This is a genomic window from Mesorhizobium sp. M1348 (genome assembly GCF_040317925.1).
Lineage (GTDB): Bacteria > Pseudomonadota > Alphaproteobacteria > Rhizobiales > Rhizobiaceae > Mesorhizobium.
The window spans coordinates 54,322-74,300 of the sequence record NZ_JAMYLH010000007.1; the positions used below are offsets into that span (position 1 = coordinate 54,322).

The window sequence follows — 19,979 nt, forward strand, 5'->3', positions numbered from 1 at the left end:
CAGTCCCGGTCTTGGCCGTTTTCGGCTTGCGGAAGAAATTAAAGCCGAATAGCGTGATCAAAGCAAGTGTGATCACAAATCAAAACCAGAAGGCGGCGACGATCGCTTTCGGCCAGAGGGTTCCATGAGTGACACAACCGCACAACAGAGGGCGGACACCCGTACGCCGGTTCTGACAGCCAGAAATGTCGTCCGGCGTTTTGGCGGCCTTGTCGCGGTCAACAATGTCTCGTTTGACGTCCAGCCGGGCGAAATACTCGGCCTTATCGGCCCGAACGGTGCCGGCAAGACGACGATGTTCGACCTGCTGGCCGGCAGCATCCTGCCGACCAGCGGCGAAATCTTTCTCAATGGCGTACTCGTTTCGGGAGAGGCAGCCCATCGCCGCATCGGCCGCGGCCTTGGCCGCACCTTCCAGATTCCTCGGCCGCTGCCCAACTTGACGCTGATCGAAAACGTCATGCTGGCCGCGCAGGGACAGGCCGGCGAAAGACTGCTCGCCAACTTCCTGACACCTCGGCGGGTCGCCGCCGAAGAGCGGACGGCCGAGACGAGGGCCATCGAGCTGCTCGAACTCGTGACGCTTGCCCGCCTCGCACATGAACCGGCGCGGGTGCTTTCCGGCGGCCAGCGCAAGCTGCTCGAACTCGCCCGCGTCATGATGGCCGACCCGGCGATCATCCTGCTCGACGAGCCGGCGGCCGGGGTCAACGCAACCCTGCTCGAGATCATTATCGACCGCATCCGCGACATCAATGCGCGCGGCATCACCTTCCTGCTGATCGAGCACAATATCGACATGGTGACGCGGCTGTGCCACCGCGTGCTGGTCATGGCGAGCGGGCAACTGCTGTGCGAAGGCACCCCGGACGAGGTGGCGCGCGACCCGCGCGTCATCGAGGCCTACCTCGGGGGCGCGGCATGAGACAAACGGTACTTGATGTCCGCGATCTCGAAGCCGGCTACGAGCCTGGCGTTCCGATCGTGCGCGGCGCTTCGATCACCGTCGACCAAGGCGAGATCGTCGTCGTTCTCGGTCCCAACGGCGCCGGCAAGTCGAGCCTTATCAAGGCGATCGCCGGCCTTGTCCCTGTCACCGGCGGCACGGTTCTGCTGGACGGCAAAGATATCACGGCGTCGCCCGCCCACACCATGGTCCGCCTTGGCCTTGCCTTCGTGCCACAGACAGAGAACATCTTCCCGCTGATGTCCGTCGAGGACAATCTCAAGGTCGCCTGCGGCATCCTGAAGCCGCGCGAGGTCCCTGCCCGCATCGCGGAAATGTATGCGGCCTTTCCCGATCTCGCCCGTCAGCGCAGAACGGCCGCGGGCAATCTCTCGGGCGGACAGCGGCAGATGCTGGCGGTCGCGCGGGCGTTGATCGTCCATCCCAAGGTGCTGGTGCTCGACGAGCCGTCGGCCGGCCTGTCGCCGAAATTCGTGGCGATGGTGTTCGAGATGCTGGCCGGCATCCGCAAGTCCGGCGTCACCATCCTGCTGGTCGAACAGAACGCCAAGGCAGCGCTTACCATTGGAGACCGCGCCTATGTGCTGGTCGAGGGCAAGGACTGGCACCAGGGCATCGCCTCCGAGCTCTGGAACGATCCTGTCGTCGCCGAGCTCTACCTTGGCCAGCGCCGCCCCAAACTTGGGAAAGGAGGCGCGGCATGAACCTGCAATTTGTCGTTGACGGACTGCTTGCGGGTTCGATGATCGGCCTCGGCGCCATCGGCGTGACACTCACCTATTCAATCCTGCGCTTCTCGAACTTCGCCCATGGCGACTTCATGGCCTGGGGCGCCTATGCGACGCTCGCCGTGGTTGGCGCCATCGGCGCGATGTTCGGCAAGATCGCGCCGATCGCTCCCCTCTCCTTCGGCTGGCCGCTGATCGCCGCGCTCATCATCGGCATGGCGGCCACCGGCCTGCTGGCGCTAGCGCTCGACATGGTGCTGTTCGCGCGGCTGCGAGCCAAGGGCCAGGCGATCATCGTGGTGATGGCGAGCTTCGGCGCCTCGATGGCGCTGAGAAGCCTGCTCGAATTCATCTTCACCTCGCGTCCGACCTATTTCAGCCGGGCCATCCAGATCGCGATGCCGATAGGCTTCGGCATTCGCATTACCCCCGACCAGATCGCGCTGCTGCTGCTGACCGCCGTTCTGGTGCTCGGCGTGCATCTCCTGATGACGCGGACCCAGACCGGCCGCTCGATGCAGGCGTTGAGCCAGAACGCAGCACTTGCCCGCATGGTCGGCATCGACGTCGCCAGGGTGGTGCGCGTCACCTGGATCATCGGCGGAGCGCTGGCCTGCGTCGCCGGCGTCATGATCGGCATTCTCATCCAGATCCGCCCATTCATGGGTTTCGAGATGCTGCTGCCGATGTTCGCGGCCGCCATCCTCGGCGGCATCGGCAGCGTGCCCGGGGCCGTTCTCGGCGGCCTGATCATCGGTCTGGCCGAAGCGGGTGCCGTGCAATTGATCGGCGCCGAATGGCGGGCGGCCGTCTCGTTCATCATCCTGATGGCGGTGCTGTTCGTGCGGCCCATCGGCCTTTTCGGAGTGAGGGAACGCTGATGGATCTGCTCGGCTACGGCGCCTTCTTCCTGACCACCGCGCTGATCTTTTCGCTCATCACGCTCGGGCTCAACCTGCAATGGGGGCTGACCGGGCTTTTCAATGTCGGGGTCGCCGGCTTCGTTGCCATCGGCGCCTACACCTCGGCGTTGCTGACCACGCCCGACGATGCCGCGCGACTGGGCGGCTTCGGTCTGCCTATCCTTGTCGGCTGGCTCGGTGCAATGGTCGTTGGCGGCGTCGCGGCCGCCATTACCGGCATTGCCACGCTGCGCCTGAGATCGGACTATCTGGCGATCACTACTTTCGGCGTCGCCGTCGTCGTGCAACTGGTAGCGCTCAATGCCCAGACGCTGACCGGCGGCCCGTTCGGCATCGGCTTCATCCCGCGTCCCTTCGGCGACCTCGCCGAAACGCCGTTGCTGTTCAATCTGTCGAACCTTGCCGTCGTCTCGGTAGTGACGCTGATCGTCTATCTCGCGCTGGAGCATCTGTCGCGCAGCCCGTGGGGGCGCGTGTTGAAGGCGCTTCGCGAGGATGAGCGGGCCGCGATATCCCTGGGCAAAAGCGCGCGGTTCTACCGCGTCCAGGCCTTTGCCGTCGGCGGCGCCATCATGGCGCTTGCCGGTGCGCTGCAGGCGCATTTCACCGGCTTCATCGCTCCGGACAATTATTTGCCGGCGCTGACTTTCCAGGTCTGGGTGATGCTGATCGTCGGTGGCTCCGGCAGCAATATCGGCGCCGTCACCGGCAGCATCCTGGTCTGGGCGATATGGGCCGGATCAGGAGCCTTGACCAGTATGTTGTTCTCGCCCGAACAACAGGCCCGCGCCGCCTCGCTGCAGATCGTCGCCATCGGCGTGATGCTGTGCGTCATCCTGCTGGTCAGGCCGAATGGCCTGTTCGGCGGCAGGCCGCGGCGTCCAAGCTTCGGCAAGCGTGTCCGAGTGACTACGGGTGAGAGCGGAACAACGTCATGATCGACGTTGCCGGGTCTTCCGGCCTTTCCCTCTGGCACGCCGTCGGCCGCAATCGCCGCGAACGGCCCGCCCTCGAAGGCCCACTCGATGTCGATCTGGCGGTTGTCGGCGGCGGATTCTTGGGCCTTTCCACAGCGCTGCACACCGCCGAAAAAGGCATCTCGGTCGTCGTCCTCGAAGCGGAACTCATCGCCTGGGGCGCGACCGGCAGGAATGCCGGCTTCGTGGTGCCGAATTTTGCCAAGCGGGACCCGGACGATATCATTGCCCAGCTCGGACCCGAACGCGGCGAACGCCTTGTCGATTTCGCCGCCGGCAGCGCCGACCTCGTCTTCGACCTGATCAAGCGGCATGCCATCGAATGCGATGCCGTCCAGAGCGGCTGGATACAACCAGCCCATTCGCCGGCCGCTTTGCAAAAGACCAGATCGCGCGCCGAGCAATGGGCACGACGCGGAAGACCGACTGTTGGGCTGGATAGTCAGGCGGTCGAAGAGCTGACCGGTGTTCGCGGCTATCTCGGCGGCTGGATGGACAGGTTGGGCGGTGTCCTCAACCCGGTCGAATATGCGCGCGGGCTGGACGACGCGGCGGAAAAAGCCGGAGCACGCATCTTCGAGCATACGCGCGTTGCATCGATCGGTCGCACAGGGGATGGCTGGGTTTTGAAGACGGCCTCCGGCTCGGTGCGCGCCGGAAAAGTGTTGATCGCCACCAACGCCTATGGCGGACATCTCGAGCGCACGCTGCAGCGAACCTACATCCCGCTGAAAATCTTCCAGATCGCGACGGCGCCGCTGCCGCGCGAAGTACGCACCCGGTTGCTTCCGGGCGGGCAAGGCGTCGGCGACACCAGGCGCAATCTTTTCACCTTCCGCTTCGACAGCGGAAACAGGCTGATCACCGGCGGCATGCATGTTTTTGGCCCCGGTGCCGACACGCGGGTGCCGCGGGCGATCTGGCGGCGGCTAGCGAAGCAGCTCCATCTCCAGGAAATCCCGCCGCTTGAATACAGCTGGTCGGGGATGGCTGCAGTCGAGCCCGACTTCCTGCCACACCTCGTCGATCTCGGCCCCGGCCTGATCGCGGGCTTTGCCTGTAATGGGCGCGGAATCGCCATGACCACTGCCATGGGCAAGGTGCTTGCGGATTGGGCTGATGGAACAAAGCCTCAGGATTTGCCGCTACCGTTTGGACCGCCGTCGCCAATCCCGTTCCGTAGCCTGATGCGGCATGCGCCAAACGTGTTGCTCCCCTGGAGCATGCTGCGCGACCGGCTGGACGAGGCAGGCTAGCTCGCCCTCGCCGCGCGCTTAGGATTACCGGGCTGATCGTGCGTGTCCGTCCGCCGTCCTGATCTCGAACTGCTAGACTCGCTCAAATCATGTTGTTAACGACAGCGGATGAAGCAGAACTATCTTTATCTCATCATCGGCGCTTTGGTCGTCGCCGTCATTGCCTTGGGCATTTACGTTTATCGCGAGGAGACTAAGCCGAAAGGCGTGGAACTTCGTATCGACGATACCGGCATTTCAGTTCAGGAAAAATAGACCACGTATTCCTGTTGCTCGACCTTGCGCGCTAGACGTCGGCTGCACCGCCTCACCCCAACTCCAGCGTCGTTATCGCAAAAACCCCGGACTGCATGAGCTGCGGCGCCCTTCCCTTGTACATTCGAGCGGTCTCGAAGCCCGGTTGAAGGCCGGCGGACGACAGCAAATCTGCAAATTGTCCGCTGGTTTCGGGAACGTCGAGATGGACGTTTCCAGGACCGGACATGTGCGCGAGCGCGGTAAAGAGATGGCTTGCCGCGTCCAGATCGTCGGCAAAGAGCGGGCCGATCTTGTAGCCGTCCCGGCATTGGCGCGCGACACCGTATCCCGCAATGGCGCCGTCCTTGATGATCGCAAGCGCCATATGCGGCGGGCGCAGCCAGTGTTCCAGGAAGGATCGCCTCGGGCCGGGAAAGAAGCGGCGGTCATAGTCCAGTATGTCCGGCACGAGCTCCGGCCCTATGGCGCGAATGTCGTTGCCGGCAGCTGCCGGGACATTGGGCGACCCCATGCACCGGACCGTCCGGTAGGCCGATGCAAAACCCATGCTGCGGTAGTTGGCCTGCTGTTCGACGACACCGTCGAGGCCGATCGTGCGGTTGCCGAGCCGCGCCATGCCGGCATCCCAGACGGCCTTACCGTGGCCTTGGCCACGCCTGTCCGGCCGGCAGATGTAGAGGCCGATGAAGCCGAAATCGTCGCCATAGGCAACGGCCGAAATACCGGCCGCCAGTTCGCCGTCGACAAAGGCGCCGATGAAGCCTTGCGGGTCGGCTGCCTGGAACAGCGCGGCGTCGCCGAGGCCGGGGTTCCAGCCTTCCGCCGCCGCCCAATCGACAAGGGTTTGCACTTCTTCAAGCGCGAGCGTTCGGATCGTTCGGGGCATTGCGATCACTCGGCGGCACCAGGCGCGAAGGATTTCAACGCGCCATGATAGGGCTTTGCCAATGGGCTTGCATAGGCGCCGCGCTTGGATGTCGTCAGGCCAAGCGCGATCAATGCCTCGGCCTGTTTCACCGCCGCGCCGACGCCGTCGACGACTGGAAGCCCGAATTCCCGCTGCAGCGCCGCCGCCAGATCGGCCATGCCGGCGCAGCCGAGCACGATCGCCTCGGCGCGATCCTCGTCTATGGCGCGCGCAATCTCGTTGCGCAGCCTGGGGAGTGCGCCGGACGCCGGATCTTCGAGGGCAAGAACCGGGATATCGGCAGCGCGCACGCGCGCGCGCCCCGCCATGCCATAGCGCTGCACCAGCCCTTCGACCGGCACGCGCGAACGTCCAGTGGTGGTGACGACGGTAAAGCGCTGGGCGATGAACGAGGCCGTGCTGAGCGATGCCTCGCAAATGCCGATGACCGGAATGTTGGCCATGGCGCGCGCGGCATCGAGGCCGGTGTCGTCGAAACAGGCAATGATCGCAGCCTGTGCGCCCGAGCGTTCGCCGGCAGCGATCTCCACCAGCAGGCCGGGCACGGCAAGTGCTTCATCGTAATAGCCTTCGATCGACACCGGTCCCATCGACGAGGTGACGGCAACGATCGTCGTCGATTGAGCAGCGACCGATCGGGCCGCCGCCGCAATAGTCTCGGTCATGCTGGCGGTGGTGTTCGGATTGACGACGAGGATCTGCACTGTCAGGCACGCTCGCGGCGGCGGCCGACATAGACGATCGCGCCGAGCGTCAGCAAGATCACCAGGAAGGAAAACACGGTCGTCACTGTGCCCAGCGCATAGAGCACCGGTGTCGTCACATTGGTCGTCATGCCGTAGATTTCGAGCGGCAGCGTGTTGAACGTGCCCGAGGTCATCAGCGTGCGGGCGAACTCGTCATATGACAGAGTGAAGCCGAACAGGCCGACGCCGATCAGGCTGGGTGCGATCATCGGCAACACGACATGGGCGAAGGTTTGCCAGGACGATGCTCCGAGATCCCGCGCGGCTTCCTCATAGGCCGGCGAGAACCGGTTGAAGACAGCAAACATGATCAGCACGCCGAAAGGCAAGGTCCAGGTCAGATGGGCGCCGAAAGCGGACGTGTACCAGGCGGGGCGGAAGCCGATCTGCTGGAAGACGACGCCAATGCCGAGGCTGATGATGATCGAGGGCACGACGAGGCTGGCGACGGCCAGATAGAACAGTGCGGTTGCGCCGCGAAATTTCTGCCGGAAGGCGAGGCCGGCAAGCAACGACACGACAACAGTCACCACCATCACCATCAGGCCAAGGACGAGCGAGCGCCTGAAGCTGCCGCCGAAGTCGCCGACCGCCTGGCGCTCGAACAGGTTGGCAAACCAGTGCAGCGAGACGCCGTTCAGCGGGAATGTCAGACCGCCATTCTCGCCCTGGAAAGAGAGGATCAGGATCGCCGAAAGCGGGCCGTAGAGGAACAGCACGAAAAGCGCGAAGAACGCCGCCAACACATAGAATTCAAGGCTGCGCTTGTCGCGGCTCATGGCCTCACAGCTCCTTGCGAATGTCGACGATGCGCAGGATACCCGCGACCATCAGCAGCACCAGCACCAAGAGCACGACGGCGTTGGCAGCCGCCGCCGGATACTGCAGCAGCGACATCTGGTTCTTCATCATTAGCGCGACGGAGGCGCTCTGCCCGCCGGACATCACCTGCACCGTCGAAAAGTCGGCCATCACCAGCGTCACGACGAAGATGGTGCCGATCGCCATGCCGGGCTTGGCGAGCGGAATGACGACGTTCCAGAGAACCTGCCAGCCGGAAGCGCCGGCATCGCGTGCGGCTTCGATCAGCGACTTGTCTATGCGCATCAGCGTGTTGAAGATCGGCGTCACCATGAACAGCGTGTAGAGATGCACCATGGCCAGAACCACGGCGAATTCGGAATAGAGCAGCCACTCAATCGGCTTCGGGATCAGCCCCATTTGCACCAGCGTCGAGTTGACCAGGCCGTTGCGGCCAAGCACGGGAATCCACGAGATCATGCGGATGATGTTGGAGGTCAGGAACGGCACCGTGCAGACAAGGAACAGCACCATCTGCATGGCCGTGGTCCTGATGTGGAAGGCGAGGAAATAGGCGACCCAGAAACCGATGAACAGCGTCAGCGCCCAGACGATGGCGGCGTATTTCAGCGTGTTCAGGTAGGTTTTCCAGGTGACCCAGGAGCCGAGCGTGTCGGCGTAGTTGGTGGTCAGGAAATCCGGATACATCGCCGCGAAATCGTAGTCCCAGAATGAGACCACGGCGATCATCAGGATCGGCAGCAGGAGGAACGCGCCGAGGATCAGCGCCAGCGGTGCCGCCTGGAGATAGGGTGCGACGCCGGCAAAGGAGCGCTTATGTCTGGCCGGCTTTGTGGCAATGGTTGCGGGCTGATCGAGTGCCACTGTCATCTGGAACAGCCCAAAGGTGTCGCACAAGGCCGATAATCTGGCAAACCGTGATCCTTCCCACCCCCCTCTGTCCTGCCGGACATCTCCCCCGCAAGGGGGGAGATCAGCAATTTCGCCGCTGGCTCTCCTTTTGAAACCTTGGAGATTGGCGAAAGCAGAAATGACGGCGCAATCTCCCCCCTTGCGGGGGAGATGTCCGGCAGGACAGAGGGGGGTGGGAAGGAATGAGGCATCTCAGTTGTTGCCCGGCTGCATCAAGCAGCGATGAACTCGTTCCAGCGCTTCACCATGTAGCGGTCTTCGTCCATGACCGAGTTCCAGCAGGCGACCTTGCCCATGCGCTCTTCGAACGAGCCGCCGTCACGCACGGCGCCGGCCTTTTCCATGACCTTGCCGTCCGGCGACAGGATATCGCCCTTTGCCGGCTTGCCTTCGATCCAGTAGCCCCACTCGTCCTCGGACATGAACTTCTTGGCCGACACCATGTTGGCCGAGTAATAGCCCTGGCGGTTGAGATAGCCGCCAACCCAGCCGGACGTGTACCAGTTGATGTATTCATAGGCGGCATCGAGTTCGGCGCCGGAGAGATGGGCTGCCAGGCCAAGCCCGCCACCCCAGGACCGGTAGCCTTCCTTGAGCGGCTGGAACCGGCACGCGATGCCCTTGGAGCGGACCGCGGCCACGGCCGGCGACCACATCGACTGGATCACCACTTCGCCTGAAGCCATCAGGTTGACGCTTTCGTCGAAGGACTTCCAGAAGGCACGGAACTGGCCGTCCTGCTTGGCCTTGATCAGGAAGTCGATTGTCTTGTCGATCTCCTCCTTGGTCATGTTGCCCTTGTCGGCATATTTGATATTGCCTGTGGCTTCCATGATCATTGCCGCATCCATGATGCCGATCGACGGGATGTTGAGGATAGCGGTCTTGCCCTTGAAGGCAGGATCCATGATGTCGGCCCAGGTGGTGATGTCACGGCCGACGAGGTCGGGGCGGATGCCAAGCGTATCGGCATTGTAGATCGTCGGCACCATGGTGAACCAATTGGTCGGTGCCTTGGCGAAGACCTTGCTGTCCTGCGCCTCGACGTAACCGACCGTATGCGGCGCGGTGCCCTGGGCGATGACGCTGTCCGGCGTCAGCTTGCCGGTTTTGAACAGCGGCACGAGCTCGTCGTAATATTTCAGCTTGGTGACATCCATCGGCTGCAGGACGCCTGTCGGGAACACCTTCTTGCAGATCCAGTATTCGATGTCGGCGATGTCGTAGCTGTCGGGCTGCGTCACGGCGCGCTGCGCGGCGGCGTCGGAATCGGTTGCCGTCATCTCCAGCGTGATGCCGAGGTCGGCTTTGCACTTGTCGGCGATGGCATTGAGGTTGGACACGCCGGTGCCGAACTGGCGCAGCGTGATGTTCGATTGCGCCCAGATGGTCGGAAAGCCTGATATGGCGCCGGAACCGGCGGCGAAACCGACGGCGGCGGCACCTGTCTTGAGCAGCGAACGACGCGATATTCCAGTCTTCTTGTCGGTGGTGTTGGTCATGTTCAGTTCCCCTGTTTTGATTGGTTATGCTGGGTTTCAGGAATCGAGACGGCCAAGGACGATCGCGTCCTCAGCGTCCCAGGCGATCGGCACGGCGTCGCCGACAGCAACCGGCCTGGCGAAGAAGCTGGTGTCGTCGACGATCACCGTGAAATCCTCGATGCCGGCGCCATTGACCGAGAGCTTCACGGTCGAACCGCGGTACTCGACGTTTGAAACGATGCCGGTGAAGCCGAGCCCGGCTGCCGGCGGCTCACCGATGCGCACGTGGTCGGTGCGAATGGCGATGTCGATGGGTTCCCCGGTCTCCCTGCCCTGCCCGCTCGCGGCGAGCGCGACGCCGCCGGGCACGTCGAAAACGACCATGCCGTCGCGACTGCCGCTGACGCGGCCGGAGATGACATTGTGGTCGCCCATGAAACGAGCGACGAAGGCGGTGGCCGGCCGCTCGAACACGATGCGGGGATGCGCCGCCTGCTCGATACGGCCGTCGTTCATGACCACGATCAGGTCGGCCAGTGCCATCGCCTCTTCCTGGCTGTGGGTGACGTGGACGAACGTGATGCCGAGCGACGTCTGCAGCTTCTTCAGTTCGGCCCGCATGCGGATCTTCAGGAACGGATCGAGTGCCGAGAGCGGTTCATCGAGCAACAGCGCCTCGGGATCGGTGATCAGCGCGCGGGCGAGAGCAACGCGCTGCTGCTGGCCGCCGGAAAGCTGCACCGGACGGCGGCCGGCATAGGCTTCCATCTGCATCAGCTTCAGCATGTCGAGTGCCTTGGCGCGGCGCTCCTCCTTGCCGACGCCTTTCATCTTCAGGCTGAACGCGACATTGTCGATCAGGTCGAGATGCGGAAACAGTGCGTAGGACTGGAACATCATGGCGGTGCCGCGCCTGGCCGGCGGCAGGTCGGTGACCACTGTGTTGCCGAGACGCACGTCGCCGCTCGATATGCTCTCGTGCCCGGCGATCATGCGCAGCGTCGAGGTCTTGCCACAGCCGGAGGGACCGAGCAGGCAGCAATAGGTTCCCGCAGGGATTTTCAGGCTGATCCCTTCGACAGCAGTCGTCGCGCCATAGACTTTCGAAACGGACACAATGTCGATTTCGGCGGCTTTGGACATCCAGCTTCCCCTTTGGTCGGATTAGCCAAAGCATCATGCGTGCCAGTTGCGCGCCGCCGCACCAACCGACTGAATCCTCGAAGAAATCGGGGCTGCATCTACGTGGCTGCCGATACGGCATCCTTGTGCAATGCACAAATTATAGGCGATTGCCGCCGATCCTCGCAAAAATCGTATGCAATCTTTTTCATCCCTGTATTCACTTTGTCTCTCGTCCAAGCGATGCGATTCAGGGTAGAAGTACGCAGGATCACCGCCATGAACATTGCCGACCAGACTTTCCCTGCTATCGAGGCCGCCAACGAGGATCGCGCGCAGGCGATCCGCGACCAGTTGCGCGACGCGATCGTCGATCGCCGGCTGGCGCCGGGAACCAAGCTTTCCGAAGGCGAAGTCGGCACGCTGTTCGATGTCAGTCGCACCGTGGCGCGCGCCGCACTGCAGATGCTTTCCTTCGAGGGATTGGTGCGTACCGAGCGCAATCGCGGCGCCTTCGTCGCCAATCCGTCGCCGGAGGAGGCGCGGCAGGTTTTTGCTTCGCGCCGCCTCATCGAACCAGGCATCGCGATTGCCGCCGCCGGACGGATGACGCCGGCACATGTCGCCGCGTTCAAGGCCCAGCTCGACGAAGAAGGCCGTTTCATCGCCGAACGCGGACCGAACGCAAGGCGATCGGAGATCAAGGCGTCGGGGGATTTTCACCTGCTTCTGGCGTCGGTCGCGGGAAACGTCATCCTGCAGCGCTTCATGGAGGAGCTGGTCGCTCGTTCATCGCTGGTGATCGCACTCTATGGCCGCTCGGGCATCTCGAGCTGCGGCCACAACGAACACACGCAGATCCTCGAGGCGCTGGAAAATGGCAATGCCGAACGCGCCAGCGCGCTGATGCTGCACCACATCGACCATATCGAAGCCGACCTCGATCTGCGCGTCAGGAGCGGCCCGGCACTCAGGCAGGCGCTCGAGTTCTGAGATCACGTCAACGCACGATCCTCACGCACATCGGTGTGCCGATGTCGATGGAGCGGCCGGTGTCGCTCAGCCGGCCGGTTGCGGCATCACGGGCGAAAATCGAGATGCGGTCGGCATTCTGGTTGGCCGAGAACAGATGGCCGCCCGAGGGCGTCAGTGCCAGATTGCGCGGCGTGGCACCGCCGCAAGGCGTATAGCCGACAAGGGCAAGCCTGCCGGTTTGCTGGTCGATCGAAAACACCACTATGCTGTCATGGCCGCGGTTGGAGCCGTAGAGAAAGCGGCCGTCAGGCGAGATCTGGATGTCGGCGCAGTGATTGCCGTCGCGCGCCTCGGGCGGCACGGCCGGCTTGCTGTCGATCACCGTAAGCTTGCCTGATCCTTCGTCCAGCGCAAGCGAGACGACCGTCGAATCCAGCTCGTTCATGACGAACACGAAGCGGCCGCCCGGATGCAGCGCCAAATGGCGCGGACCCGCGCCCGGCGCAAGCTCCGACTCGGCGAGCTTCGTCAGGCTGCCGTCTGGCCCGATGCGGTAGGACACCAGCCGGTCGATGCCGAGGTCGGCGACGATCGCCATGCCGCCGGAAAGCGTCTCGGTTACGCTATGGGCATGCGGCCGCTCCTGGCGGGCCGGGTCCGGTCCGGTCCCGCTATGGGCAACGCTCGACAACGGCGCTGTCAGGCCGCCATTCTCACCCAACCCATAGACCACGACCGAGCGATCGGGGCCGCCCTCGCCCATGCCGTAATTGGCGACCAGCAGCTTCGTCCGGTCGCGCGTGATGGTGTTGTGCGCCGTGATGCTGCCCAGCGTCGGCTGCTTGTTGATGTAGGACAGCGTGGCGGTCTGCCTGTCGAAACGGTAGGCCGAGACCACCCCTTCGCGCCAGGTGAACACTTCTGAATTGGGATAGATGTGGGAGCCGTCCGGCGTCACCGACAGGAAGGTGGGATTGTCGATGTCTCCCGTCTCGGCCAGTTTCTTCGTCTGCAGCGTCCCTTCGTCGAAACTGTAGACACCCAGCCCGATGCCGCGCGCGCCCTGAAAATACGGCGCGTCGCGATTGAGGCTGCCGACGAAAACCAGACAGGCATTCTGCATCACTTCCTCCCTTGTTCCGCCGGCATTGGCCGCGACGGAGCAGGCAAAATTTCGCCGAGACTCGCTTGCAACACAACCCCATATGTGAAAATACTATTCACAAAAGAAGATTGACGGGAGGATCGATCATGCATTTCGCTGGTCTGCGGCGCGCCCTGATGGACGATTCCCGCTCCCAGAGGAAGTCGTCATGAGCGGCTTCGCGCCGACCGTTGGCGTGGCATCGACACACCCCGCCAACATGCCTAGGGATCACGCCGACCTTCCCGTCTGGAACGCGGAGAACTGGTTCTACGAAGACTGGCCGGTCGGCCAGAAGATCCGTTCGCTGCGCCGGACCATTGCCGAGGGCGACAGCCATCTCTTCAACACGCTGGTGCTCGACATCCATCCATACGTGCAGGACCAGATGTTTGCCGAAACGGAAGGCATTTTCGGCAAGCGGCTGGTCGCTGGCGCCTTCGTGTTCTCGGCCGGGCTCGGGCTCGTCGCCACCAATTGCATCAACGCCTTTTCGTATGGCTACGACAAATTGCGCTTCATCAAGCCGGTGTTCATCGGCGACACGATTTATTCGATCCGCTCCAACCTCGACAAGAAGCCAAAATACAAGGAGATGGGGCTGATCCGCGCCAGCTATGAAGTCTTCAAGGGTGAAGGCGAGCTCGTGCTTTATTGCGAGCACCTGCAGACGGTGAAGTACCGCAATCCGGCCGATTTCGCCGGCAAGACGGAGAAATAGGCAATGGCTGCCATTGCCGAACTGCCGCTGACCGGGCTCATCGTTGTCGATATGAGCCAGTTCCTGTCCGGGCCCTACTGCTCGCTCAGACTGCTCGACCTCGGCGCCCGCGTCATCAAGATCGAACGGCCGGATGGCGGCGACCTGTCGCGCCGGCTCTATCTCAGCGACACCGAGATCGGCGGCGATTCCACCATTTTCCATGCGATCAACCGCGCCAAGGAAAGCCTTGCAATCGACTTGAAGGACGAGGCCGATCTTGCGGCACTGCGCGGCCTGCTGGCCAAGGCCGACGTGCTGATCCAGAATTTCAGGCCCGGCGTCATCGAACGACTGGGCTTCGATTACGAGGCGGTGCGCAAGATCAATCCGCGCCTGGTCTATGCCTCGATCAGTGGCTACGGCGAGGAAGGCCCGTGGGTCAAGCGGCCCGGGCAGGATCTGCTGGCGCAGGCCCGCTCCGGCGTGATGTGGCTGAACGGCGACGAGGACCAAGGGCCGGTGCCCTTCGGCCTGGCGATCGCCGATATGCTGGCGGGCTCCGCCGCCGCGCAAGGCATTCTCGCGGCACTGGTGCGGCGCGGCGTGACCGGCAAGGGCAGCCATGTCGAGACCAGCCTGCTCGAAGCGCTGGTCGACTTCCAGTTCGAGGTGCTGACCACGCATCTCAATGACGGGCGCCGGCTGCCGCGGCGGTCGAGCTTCCGCAGCGCGCACGCCTATCTCTCTGCGCCCTATGGCGTCTATCCGGCCAAGGGCGGTTATCTGGCGATCGCGATGACACCGATCTCGAAACTCGCCGATCTCCTCGGGCTCGAGGAGCTTGCGCCCTATCGCGACCAGCCGTCGACCTGGTTCACCGCCCGCGACGAGATCAAGGCGATCATCGCGCAAAAAATCGCGACCAGGACGGTCGATGAGTGGCTCGGTATCCTCGAGCCCGCCGACATCTGGTGCGCCAAGGTTTTGACCTGGCCGGAAATGATGGCCAGCGAAGGCTTCCAGGTCCTCGACATGTTGCAGACGGTGACGCGCGAGGATGACGTTTCGATCCTCACCACGCGCTCGCCGCTCAGGGTCGACGGCATCCGCGCCAAGGTCGAGCGGGCCGCGCCACGCATCGGCGAGCACAGCGCAAAAATCCGCGAGGAATTCGGGCTGTGAGCGACGTCACGCTCAAAGGCATGACCTGGAGCCATCCGCGCGGCTATGACCCAATGGTCGCCTGTTCGGCGCTGTGGAAGGAACGGACCGGCGCCACTATCGAATGGGACAAGCGCTCGCTGCAGGATTTCGAATCCTTCCCGGTCGAGGAACTGGCCCGTACCTATGATCTGATCGTCATCGATCATCCGCATGTCGGCCAGATCACCGCCGAGAATTGCTTGGCGCCGCTCGATGTCGCCGGCCGGGAAGCCGAACGTGCAGCACTTGCGGCGGGCAGTGTCGGCCGGTCCTTTCCGAGCTACAACTGGCAAGGCCGGCAGTGGGCGTTTCCGATCGACGCGGCCAGCCAGGTGCAGGCATGGCGGCCCGACATGCTTTCGGCTGCGCCGGCGAGCTGGGCCGATGCGCTCGATCTGGCGCGGCAAGGCCGCGTGTTGTTGCCGCTGAGGCCGCCGCATTCGCTGATGGTGTTCTACACGCTTGCCGGCAATCTCGGCCGGCCCGCCGGTGAAGGCCCTGGCGACCATGTGGATCCGGCAACGGGCAAGCAAGTCTTCGAGATGATGCGCGAGATCGCGGCCCTCGTCGACCCGGCCTGTCTTGACATGGATCCGATCGCGGTTCTGGAGCAAATGGCCGGATCCGTCTCGCGGATCGCCTGCGCACCGCTGATCTATGGCTATGTCTCCTATGCCATCGCCGGGTTTCGAGCCAACCGCCTCGCTTTCGCGGATATCCCGGCCGCGGGCAATGCCGGCCCCAAAGGCTCGGCGCTCGGCGGGACCGGCATTGCCGTGTCGGCGTTTTCGAAGGCCAGGCAGGCAGCAATCGACTTCGCTTACTGGATCACCAGCGGCGAGGTGCAGCGCGGCCCCTATGCGTCGGCCGGCGGCCAGCCCGGCCACGCCGCGGCCTGGGAGGATGCCGCCGTCAATGCAGCCACCGGCAATTTCTACAAGGACACGCGGGCCACGCTCGAAGGTGCCTGGGTCAGGCCGCGGCACGACGGCTACATGGCGTTCCAGCAGGCGGCGTCCGATCGCATCAATCTCGGCCTGAGCGAAGGGCACAATGCCGCTCGCGTCGTTGCCGATCTCAATCGCCTGTTTCGGGAAAATCTTTCGACGCAGGTGTCCGGCGTTGCCGGCGGAGGAGCCTGAAACAACCGAACGGAGGAGAACATGAACAGCCTGATCCGCGGCCTTATGGCCGCAACCGCACTTGCATCGGTCACGACCATAGCCTGCGCTCAAGACGTTTCGGGCGTGATTGCTGGATTGCCGACCGAACTGAAGGCACAATATGACGGCGCGCCTCAGAAGGTGCTGCCGTCGGCCTGGGATAATTTCACGCCGCCGCCAAAGCCGTGGAAATGGTGTCACTCCGAGTCCTACCAGGGCAATCCGTGGCGCGTCACCGTCACCAAGGAGTTGAAGCGGCTGGTCGACGGGCTGATCGCCGACGGCACCGTGGCGAGCTTCGAAGTGTCGGATTCCAACAACGACGCCAGTCAGCAGATCAACCAGATCCGCGCCTTCATCGACAAGAAATGCTCGATCATCACCTCGATCCCCGGCTCGGCGACGGCGCTGGACGATGCCATCGATGCCGCAGCCAAAGCCGGCATCCCCTTCATCACGGCAGCCGGGTCGGTGACCAGCCCGAATGCCATCAACGTCGATTCCAACTATGCGCGCTGGGGCTACGACATGATGACGGCGATCGGCAAAGCAATGCCGGACGGCGGCAGCGTGCTTCTGGTCGAAGGCATTGCCGGTCACCCGATCGTCGTGCAGGAGCGCCAGGGCGCCGACAAGGCACTGGCCGAGAACACGAAGCTCAAGGTCTCGCGCAGCGTCAACGGCAACTGGACTGCGAACGTCACCAAGACGGCGGTTCTGCAGGCGATCGCCACCAATCCGGCGCCGATCGATGCGGTGTGGACGACGGGCAGCGAAAGCCGTGTCGTTGCCGAGGCCTTTGCCGAGGCCGGCCGCCCCGCCCCACTGATCACCGGCTCGATCACCGGCGATGCGCTCGGTTACTGGAAGGCCAATCCCGACAAATACCGCTTCGAAGGCCATGCGGTGCTGCCGCACTGGACGGCCGAGACGCTGTTTCGTGTCGGCGTGCGCATGCTGGATGGACAGAAGCCCAAGCTCAACACGCTGCTGATCCCGATTCCGCCGGTGCACAATGCCGACCTCGGCGCCTGGTACAAGGACTGCATGACGCCAGACGCCGTCTCGATCTTCCCGGTCCCGCCGAAGGACCCGATGCCGGAGGAATGGCTCGATGCCTACTTCGCCAATCCGGCACCGACCAAGGGCTGGGATTATTCGAAGGTGCCGGACGCCTGCGCCAAGTAGGATATGAAAGCCGGCTCCGCAACAGCGGTGCCGGCTTTCTCCATCAGGATTGCTCATGCTGGAAGTCCAGGCCATCTCGAAACGCTACGGTGAGACGATTGCGCTGGCCGATGCCTCAATCGCATTCCGCGCCGGCACGATCCACACCATCCTGGGCGAGAATGGTTCGGGCAAGAGCACGCTGGTCAAGCTGCTGTCGGGAATCGTCCAGCCGGACAACGGCGCGATCCTGCTCGACGGAGTGCCCTTTGCCGGCCTCTCGCCGGCGGCGTTCCAGGCCGCCGGGTTCGCCACCGTGTTCCAGGAAGTGCTGATCGCGCCTGACCGTTCGGTCACCGACAACATCCTGCTCGGCCTCGACGGCCTGCTGACGCGCACCGTGCCGCGCGCCGAGCGGCGGCGATGCGCGCAAGCGGTGCTGAAGCGCTTCGCTGTGACCGAGATCCCGCTCGACCAGTTGACCGGGCAATTGCCGCTTGCGGTTCAGCAATTGGTGGTGCTCGCCCGCGCCGTGGTCCGTAGCCCGCGCATTCTCATCCTCGACGAGGTTACGGCGGCGCTCGACTTTGCCGACCGCGAGGCGGTCTTTGCCATGATGCGCAAGCTTGCCTCGGAAGGCTGCCTGATCCTGTTCATCACCCATCGCATGGACGAGGTGATGGCGCTTTCGGACCGGATTTCCGTGCTGCGCGGCGGCAGCGTGGTGACGACTGAGGAACGCGGCACGTCCACCGCATCCGAGCTTCTCAAGGCGATGGCGCCACGCACGGCGGCGGTGCTGGCGCATGGCTGATCGCGCCAGCCTTTCGGTGCGCGGCCTGGTGATCGCGCCGGGCGCAAGCCCCATGACGCAAACCATTGCGCCGGGCGAGATCGTCGGCCTTGCAGGTCTCGACGGCCATGGACAGGAGCGGTTCCTGAAAGTGCTAGCCGGTCTGGAACGCTCGGCTGGCGGCGAGGTGACCGTCGAGGCGCCAACCGGAGCGCGCGCGATCACCAATTTCCGCAAGGCGGTCGCCGGCGGCATCGCCTATTTGCCGCGCGACCGGCGCACCACCGGCATTTTTCCGACCCAATCGGTGCTCGACAATTTTGCCGTCTCGACGCTGTCGCGCGATATGCGTTTTGGCCTGCTCAGCTTCGCCGCGCGGCGGCAGCGCTATGAGAGCTATCGGGACAGACTGTCGATCATCGCGCCACGGCCGGACGCCCCGATCACCACGCTTTCCGGTGGCAACCAGCAGAAAATCCTGCTGGCCCGTGCACTGGCGCTGGAACCGGCGATCCTGCTGCTCAATGATCCCACGCGTGGTGTCGACGTGGCGACGCGCCATGTCCTTTATGACGTGTTCCGCAGCCTTGCGGCGGACGGGATGGCGCTTGTCATCCTGTCGAGCGAGATCGAGGAGATCCTGCTGCTTTGCCATCGCGTGCTGGTGTTCCGCGAACAGCAGGTGGCGGCTGAAATCACCGGAGACGCGATGAAAAGCGATGCGGTGATCGCCGCCATGTTCGGTCGCGCCGCATGAGCGGGTTGCGGCGCATGGCGGCGCGATGGCGCGGCGCTGGCTTTGCGACAGTGCTGCTGACGATCCTGATCGCGGTCAATCTGCTGCTCAATCCGGCGCGCTTCCAGCCTGCCGCCTGGGGCGCGCTGATCGGGCTCGCCGCGCCGCTGATCGGCGCAGCGCTCGCCTCGGCTCCTGTGATCCTCGCCGGGCGCGGCGGCATCGACATTTCCGTCGGGCCGCTGATGGGCTTCGTCAATGCGATGGTGATCCAGCTGCTGTTTCTCAGGCTTGGCATGTCTTCGCCGCTGGTCATCGTGCCGGCGGCGCTTCTGATCGGCGCGATCGTCGGCGCCGCCAACGGCGTTCTGGCGACCATCGTCCGCATCCAGCCGATCGTTGCGACGCTCGGCACCTATCTGATCCTCACCGGCATGACGCTGACCATCCTGCCGGCGCCGATCGGGCCGGCGCCGGGCTGGCTGAAGGCGATGGCTGGACCCTGGTCGGCACTGCCGCTGGCGCTGATCTTCCTGTTCTGGTGGCTGGTGCGGCAGACGCCTTATTACGACCAGCTGATGGCGGTGGGCAGCGACGACCGCGCCGCTTACACGGCCGGCGTTCCAGTCACCAAAGTGCGTTTCATCGCCTATGTCATGACCGGCATACTTGCCGCCTGTGCCGGCCTGATGCTGACCGCCTTGATCGGTTCGGCCGACCCCAATATCGGGCCAACCTACACGCTGATAGCGATTGCCGCGGTGGCGCTCGGCGGCGTCAGTCTTGCCGGCGGACGCGGCGGGCTCGCCGGGGCCGCGATCGGCGCTATCGACATCTTCCTGCTGCAGAGCGTGCTGACCGCCTTCAACGTCTCCACCTATGTGCTGCAGATCGCCTATGGCGCGATCCTGGTTGTGGCCGTGATCATGACGGCGCTGCAGGAGCGGCTATCAGGGCGGAAAGGCTGAGAAG

The 19,979-nt window shown here is 63.8% G+C and carries 21 protein-coding genes; 14 read left to right on the forward strand and 7 right to left on the reverse strand.

What is annotated here, in order from left to right:
* The first annotated feature begins 124 nt into the window (after nt 1-124).
* From NKH13_RS14425 to NKH13_RS14450, 6 genes are all read left to right on the forward strand, one after another.
* Nucleotides 125-925, forward strand: a complete 801-nt coding sequence (locus NKH13_RS14425; protein WP_352717807.1) for an ABC transporter ATP-binding protein — start codon at nt 125-127, stop codon at nt 923-925.
* Nucleotides 922-1,671, forward strand: coding sequence for an ABC transporter ATP-binding protein (locus NKH13_RS14430; protein ID WP_352717806.1), 750 nt, complete (start codon nt 922-924; stop codon nt 1,669-1,671). The genes NKH13_RS14425 and NKH13_RS14430 overlap by 4 nt, the downstream gene beginning before the upstream one ends.
* Nucleotides 1,668-2,576, forward strand: a complete 909-nt coding sequence (locus tag NKH13_RS14435) for a branched-chain amino acid ABC transporter permease (protein WP_352717805.1) — start codon at nt 1,668-1,670, stop codon at nt 2,574-2,576. The genes NKH13_RS14430 and NKH13_RS14435 overlap by 4 nt, the downstream gene beginning before the upstream one ends.
* Nucleotides 2,573-3,556 carry a branched-chain amino acid ABC transporter permease gene (locus NKH13_RS14440; protein ID WP_352717998.1) on the forward strand — a complete coding sequence of 328 codons (984 nt, stop codon included), beginning with the start codon at nt 2,573-2,575 and terminating at the stop codon, nt 3,554-3,556. The genes NKH13_RS14435 and NKH13_RS14440 overlap by 4 nt, the downstream gene beginning before the upstream one ends.
* A complete protein-coding gene (locus NKH13_RS14445; protein ID WP_352912853.1) occupies nt 3,553-4,851 on the forward strand; it encodes an NAD(P)/FAD-dependent oxidoreductase in 1,299 nt (432 codons plus the stop codon). Before NKH13_RS14440 ends, NKH13_RS14445 begins: the two co-directional genes overlap by 4 nt.
* A gap of 108 nt (nt 4,852-4,959) precedes the next feature.
* Complete coding sequence (locus NKH13_RS14450) at nt 4,960-5,106, forward strand: hypothetical protein (RefSeq protein WP_352717802.1); 147 nt, start codon at nt 4,960-4,962, stop codon at nt 5,104-5,106.
* A 52-nt stretch (nt 5,107-5,158) separates the two neighbouring features.
* Here the strand turns inward: NKH13_RS14450 and NKH13_RS14455 are convergent, their stop codons facing one another.
* The 6 genes from NKH13_RS14455 to NKH13_RS14480 form a co-directional block, all read right to left on the reverse strand.
* Nucleotides 5,159-5,995, reverse strand: a complete 837-nt coding sequence (locus NKH13_RS14455; RefSeq protein ID WP_352717800.1) for a GNAT family N-acetyltransferase — start codon at nt 5,993-5,995, stop codon at nt 5,159-5,161.
* A gap of 5 nt (nt 5,996-6,000) precedes the next feature.
* Nucleotides 6,001-6,741 (reverse strand): aspartate/glutamate racemase family protein, encoded by a 741-nt coding sequence (locus NKH13_RS14460; protein WP_352717798.1) that lies wholly within the window; start codon nt 6,739-6,741, stop codon nt 6,001-6,003.
* Nucleotides 6,742-6,743: 2 nt separating this feature from the next.
* Nucleotides 6,744-7,562: an ABC transporter permease gene (locus NKH13_RS14465; protein WP_352717797.1), complete on the reverse strand. Its 819-nt coding sequence runs from the start codon at nt 7,560-7,562 to the stop codon at nt 6,744-6,746.
* Nucleotides 7,563-7,566: 4 nt separating this feature from the next.
* The gene (locus tag NKH13_RS14470) at nt 7,567-8,475 is read right to left on the reverse strand and encodes an ABC transporter permease (RefSeq protein WP_352912854.1); all 909 of its coding nucleotides are present in this window, start codon (nt 8,473-8,475) and stop codon (nt 7,567-7,569) included.
* Between the two features lie 254 nt (nt 8,476-8,729).
* The gene (locus NKH13_RS14475) at nt 8,730-10,019 is read right to left on the reverse strand and encodes an ABC transporter substrate-binding protein (RefSeq protein ID WP_023716671.1); all 1,290 of its coding nucleotides are present in this window, start codon (nt 10,017-10,019) and stop codon (nt 8,730-8,732) included.
* Between the two features lie 36 nt (nt 10,020-10,055).
* On the reverse strand, nt 10,056-11,144 hold the full coding sequence (locus NKH13_RS14480) for an ABC transporter ATP-binding protein (RefSeq protein WP_352717795.1): 1,089 nt from the start codon (nt 11,142-11,144) through the stop codon (nt 10,056-10,058).
* A gap of 258 nt (nt 11,145-11,402) precedes the next feature.
* Here NKH13_RS14480 and NKH13_RS14485 point away from each other — a divergent pair, with 258 nt between their 5' ends.
* The gene (locus tag NKH13_RS14485; RefSeq protein WP_023676076.1) at nt 11,403-12,116 is read left to right on the forward strand and encodes a GntR family transcriptional regulator; all 714 of its coding nucleotides are present in this window, start codon (nt 11,403-11,405) and stop codon (nt 12,114-12,116) included.
* 7 nt (nt 12,117-12,123) lie between these two features.
* Here NKH13_RS14485 and NKH13_RS14490 read toward each other — a convergent pair whose 3' ends face one another.
* Entirely contained in the window at nt 12,124-13,221 is a 1,098-nt protein-coding gene (locus NKH13_RS14490; RefSeq protein ID WP_352912855.1) for a lactonase family protein, read from the reverse strand.
* Between the two features lie 190 nt (nt 13,222-13,411).
* Here NKH13_RS14490 and NKH13_RS14495 point away from each other — a divergent pair, with 190 nt between their 5' ends.
* From NKH13_RS14495 to NKH13_RS14525, 7 genes are read left to right on the forward strand one after another with little or no spacing between them, the layout of a single operon-like run.
* Nucleotides 13,412-13,963: a MaoC family dehydratase gene (locus tag NKH13_RS14495; protein WP_352660477.1), complete on the forward strand. Its 552-nt coding sequence runs from the start codon at nt 13,412-13,414 to the stop codon at nt 13,961-13,963.
* A gap of 3 nt (nt 13,964-13,966) precedes the next feature.
* Nucleotides 13,967-15,127 (forward strand): CaiB/BaiF CoA transferase family protein, encoded by a 1,161-nt coding sequence (locus tag NKH13_RS14500; RefSeq protein ID WP_352912856.1) that lies wholly within the window; start codon nt 13,967-13,969, stop codon nt 15,125-15,127.
* A complete protein-coding gene (locus NKH13_RS14505; RefSeq protein WP_352717789.1) occupies nt 15,124-16,290 on the forward strand; it encodes an extracellular solute-binding protein in 1,167 nt (388 codons plus the stop codon). Before NKH13_RS14500 ends, NKH13_RS14505 begins: the two co-directional genes overlap by 4 nt.
* A gap of 21 nt (nt 16,291-16,311) precedes the next feature.
* Complete coding sequence (locus NKH13_RS14510; protein ID WP_352717788.1) at nt 16,312-17,499, forward strand: ABC transporter substrate-binding protein; 1,188 nt, start codon at nt 16,312-16,314, stop codon at nt 17,497-17,499.
* A 55-nt stretch (nt 17,500-17,554) separates the two neighbouring features.
* Complete coding sequence (locus tag NKH13_RS14515; protein ID WP_352717787.1) at nt 17,555-18,292, forward strand: ATP-binding cassette domain-containing protein; 738 nt, start codon at nt 17,555-17,557, stop codon at nt 18,290-18,292.
* Nucleotides 18,285-19,028 carry an ATP-binding cassette domain-containing protein gene (locus tag NKH13_RS14520; RefSeq protein WP_352717785.1) on the forward strand — a complete coding sequence of 248 codons (744 nt, stop codon included), beginning with the start codon at nt 18,285-18,287 and terminating at the stop codon, nt 19,026-19,028. Before NKH13_RS14515 ends, NKH13_RS14520 begins: the two co-directional genes overlap by 8 nt.
* Nucleotides 19,025-19,975, forward strand: coding sequence for an ABC transporter permease (locus tag NKH13_RS14525; protein ID WP_352912857.1), 951 nt, complete (start codon nt 19,025-19,027; stop codon nt 19,973-19,975). Before NKH13_RS14520 ends, NKH13_RS14525 begins: the two co-directional genes overlap by 4 nt.
* Nucleotides 19,976-19,979 lie beyond the last annotated feature (4 nt).

Excerpts from the sequence above, each read along its gene's own strand:
- NKH13_RS14500 (WP_352912856.1), top strand. The coding sequence starts at position 13,967 with ATGGCTGCCATTGCCGAACTGCCGCTGACCGGGCTCATCGTTGTCGAT.
- NKH13_RS14465 (WP_352717797.1), bottom strand. The coding sequence starts at position 7,562 with ATGAGCCGCGACAAGCGCAGCCTTGAATTCTATGTGTTGGCGGCGTTC.
- NKH13_RS14525 (WP_352912857.1), top strand. The coding sequence starts at position 19,025 with ATGAGCGGGTTGCGGCGCATGGCGGCGCGATGGCGCGGCGCTGGCTTT.
- NKH13_RS14455 (WP_352717800.1), bottom strand. The coding sequence starts at position 5,995 with ATGCCCCGAACGATCCGAACGCTCGCGCTTGAAGAAGTGCAAACCCTT.
- NKH13_RS14445 (WP_352912853.1), top strand. The coding sequence starts at position 3,553 with ATGATCGACGTTGCCGGGTCTTCCGGCCTTTCCCTCTGGCACGCCGTC.
- NKH13_RS14520 (WP_352717785.1), top strand. The coding sequence starts at position 18,285 with ATGGCTGATCGCGCCAGCCTTTCGGTGCGCGGCCTGGTGATCGCGCCG.
- NKH13_RS14425 (WP_352717807.1), top strand. The coding sequence starts at position 125 with ATGAGTGACACAACCGCACAACAGAGGGCGGACACCCGTACGCCGGTT.
- NKH13_RS14430 (WP_352717806.1), top strand. The coding sequence starts at position 922 with ATGAGACAAACGGTACTTGATGTCCGCGATCTCGAAGCCGGCTACGAG.
- NKH13_RS14485 (WP_023676076.1), top strand. The coding sequence starts at position 11,403 with ATGAACATTGCCGACCAGACTTTCCCTGCTATCGAGGCCGCCAACGAG.
- NKH13_RS14510 (WP_352717788.1), top strand. The coding sequence starts at position 16,312 with ATGAACAGCCTGATCCGCGGCCTTATGGCCGCAACCGCACTTGCATCG.
- NKH13_RS14495 (WP_352660477.1), top strand. The coding sequence starts at position 13,412 with ATGAGCGGCTTCGCGCCGACCGTTGGCGTGGCATCGACACACCCCGCC.
- NKH13_RS14435 (WP_352717805.1), top strand. The coding sequence starts at position 1,668 with ATGAACCTGCAATTTGTCGTTGACGGACTGCTTGCGGGTTCGATGATC.
- NKH13_RS14470 (WP_352912854.1), bottom strand. The coding sequence starts at position 8,475 with ATGACAGTGGCACTCGATCAGCCCGCAACCATTGCCACAAAGCCGGCC.
- NKH13_RS14475 (WP_023716671.1), bottom strand. The coding sequence starts at position 10,019 with ATGACCAACACCACCGACAAGAAGACTGGAATATCGCGTCGTTCGCTG.
- NKH13_RS14490 (WP_352912855.1), bottom strand. The coding sequence starts at position 13,221 with ATGCAGAATGCCTGTCTGGTTTTCGTCGGCAGCCTCAATCGCGACGCG.
- NKH13_RS14515 (WP_352717787.1), top strand. The coding sequence starts at position 17,555 with ATGCTGGAAGTCCAGGCCATCTCGAAACGCTACGGTGAGACGATTGCG.
- NKH13_RS14480 (WP_352717795.1), bottom strand. The coding sequence starts at position 11,144 with ATGTCCAAAGCCGCCGAAATCGACATTGTGTCCGTTTCGAAAGTCTAT.
- NKH13_RS14450 (WP_352717802.1), top strand. The coding sequence starts at position 4,960 with ATGAAGCAGAACTATCTTTATCTCATCATCGGCGCTTTGGTCGTCGCC.